This window comes from Bradyrhizobium sp. (genome assembly GCF_049581145.1).
Lineage (GTDB): Bacteria > Pseudomonadota > Alphaproteobacteria > Rhizobiales > Xanthobacteraceae > Bradyrhizobium.
The window spans coordinates 1-2,665 of the sequence record NZ_JBAURI010000932.1; the positions used below are offsets into that span (position 1 = coordinate 1).

Sequence of the window (2,665 nt, forward strand, 5' to 3'; positions counted from 1 at the left end):
GTTGTGACCATCACGGTGTCAGGATGTTCGGCATCGATGGCCAGACCGCCGTAGCCGAATTTGCGGGGTTGCTCGCCCAAACCTGGGGTAAGCGGCGTAATGTTCTTCCACTTCGCGTCCTTCAGGCTGTACTTCCAGATCGCGCCATCCTGAATTCCGTTGGGACCGATGTTGTCGTCGTAACTCAGGTAAAGCGTGTTGCCGGGATCGATGACTGCGTGATTGGGAAATAGGTCTTTGGGTGCGCCGGGCACGAGCTCCCAAGTAGCTCCCCCATCCAGGCTCTGGTAGAGCCCAATTCCTGCTTGCGCGACACCGACGTAGATGGTCTTCGTCGCTCTGCCTTTGGTGCCCTGCGAAGGATCGAAGACGACAAAGGTGATGCCGGTTTTCTCGCCCGGACCGGACAGCTTTGCGGGGGCGGGGAAGGAGTCTACGTGCTGCCACGTGATGCCGGAGTCTGTGCTCTTCCAGAGGCCGGCGAGGCGCGAACCGAAGAACAGGACAGAGCCGAGATTGGGGTCAACGGCCAGCCGCTCCCCGGCGCCGCGGCCGTCATCGTTACCACCCATCTTGAAGGGCATCGACGTCATCTCGAGCGTCTTGCCCTTGTCGTTCGAGCGAAAGATGGCGGAGGGTCCACCCCAGTCGGCGGTGTACATTCCCGCAGCAATGTAAACCTTGTTCGCGTCGGAGGGGTCCGGCGCGATGCTCTCGATACCCGTGTAGGTGGACTCATCAGGACCGAACTGGTCAGTGAGCGGAATCCAGTGCGCGCCATCATCGTCGGAGCGGTACGCCCCGCCGACATCGGTGCGGACGTAGACAAGCCCGTCCTTCGCCTTGCTGAAGAGGATACCGGTGATGAAGCCACCAGCGCGGATCACGACGTTATTCCAACGATAGGGAATCGAAGGGGGCACTGAATGGATGGCGGGTAGCGGCGGGGTCTGTGCCAGAAGCGATGTCCAGGTCAACCCGATAGCGAGTCCAGCTGCGATACCCCCGTGCTTCATCTTGTCCCCTGCATCGATCTGGTCGACAACGTTCTCGGGATTAATCTTAATTCAACTCCGGCCACTTCATCCGCCCTACCTACCGCGAATCAGCGCCAGACTATGCTTCGCTGTCCCGTCGAATGCGCAGGATTTGACACTCCATGGACCCAATGTCATGATGAAGCACGCGCTGAGTCGTGGACTGATCCCAGCAGACGCACTCGTTAGCCAAGTCACACACTCAAGTTTTTTCAGCGACCGCCACGTGCTCTTGATCCCGGGCTGATCGCTGGCCATTGTTCGTCGTCATATTTTTTCTCCCAAGTAGGTCGCATCGAAGCACCGTCTACAGGTGCTGACGCATCGCCATTTCTGGAGGACATTTAATGGGACGCATTTGTGCAGTAGCGCTTATGTTAGTGGGTTTAGGTTCTTTATCGACCTATGCGCAGACGTCGACAACCTCTCTTCGAGGCGTCGTGACGGACTCGAGCGGCGCGCTGGTGCCAAAGGCAACCGTCACGCTTTCTGACAAGGCGCACGGAACGGGCTATCACGCGACCACCAACTCGGCTGGGTATTACATCTTCCCGGTCATCACTCCGGCAACCTATTCCGTCGATATCACCTCGGCTGGATTTGCGCCGCAAAGCCGCACTGCCGAGTTACTGGTGGATCAGCCAGCAACGATCAACTTCACCCTGAGCGTGAATGCGAGCAAGGAGACGGTGAACGTGAACGCGGCGGCGCAGGATCTAAACCTCACCGACGCGACGGAAGGTAACGCGGTTGGCACCGAGACGATCGAGGCGCTGCCGATGGACGCGCGCAATCCGATCAACCTGCTCACACTGCAACCCGGCGTTCTGTACCTCGGGCCGCTCAACACGGACAGCCGTACCGGCTCGGTTGCGGGCGGACGATCGGATCAGGGCAATATCACCCTCGATGGACTGGATGATAACGACCAGACGCAGGGTACGGCGTTCACTGGGATTCTGCGATCAACGGTCGACTCCACCGAAGAGTTTCGCGTTGTTACGTCGAATGGAACTGCCGAGGCGGGACGTTCCTCCGGCGCGCAGGTGAACCTCGTGACCAAGAGCGGCACGAATCATTACCACGGTTCACTGTACGAGTACTATCGGCCGACCAACACCGTCTCCAACGATTTCTTCAATAAGAATAGCCAGATCCTTCAGGGTCTTCCCAATATTCCGCAGAAGTACATCCAGAACGTATTCGGTGGCAGCATCGGCGCGCCCATCATCAAAGATAAGCTCTTCTACTTCTTCAACTATGAGGGCACACGCATTGGAACCGACACCGTGGTTGGAGCGACGGTGCCGACGGCGAGCTTCATGCAGGGCGAACTGGGTTACATCAACACCAGCGGAGCCACGCAGTACCTGTCGCCAGCGCAGGTAACCGCCCTGGATGAACCTTGCACACTGCCAGAGAACTATTTTGATGGAGCGACGGTTTGCCCGAATGGTCCGGGGCCAAACCAGGCGGTGCTTGCGTACTACTCGAAGGTGCCACTCGCTACGAGCACAATCCTTGGCGACGGTATCAATTCCGGCGCATACTATTTCGTCTCGCCGACGCCGAGCACACTGAACACGAGCATCCTGAAGATCGACTACGTACCGAACGCCAAGAATCAC

At 58.3% G+C, this 2,665-nt stretch carries 2 protein-coding genes; one reads left to right on the top strand and one right to left on the bottom strand.

The genetic code is table 11. From position 1 onward, the window contains the following. On the bottom strand, positions 1-887 hold an 887-nt coding region (locus tag WCB02_RS30495; protein ID WP_423963871.1), incomplete at its 3' end, for a WD40/YVTN/BNR-like repeat-containing protein. A gap of 497 nt (positions 888-1,384) precedes the next feature. On the opposite strand from WCB02_RS30495, the gene WCB02_RS30500 reads away from it, so the two are divergent. Further along, a partial coding sequence (locus WCB02_RS30500) for a carboxypeptidase regulatory-like domain-containing protein (RefSeq protein ID WP_423963873.1) occupies positions 1,385-2,665 on the top strand: 1,281 nt, incomplete at its 3' end.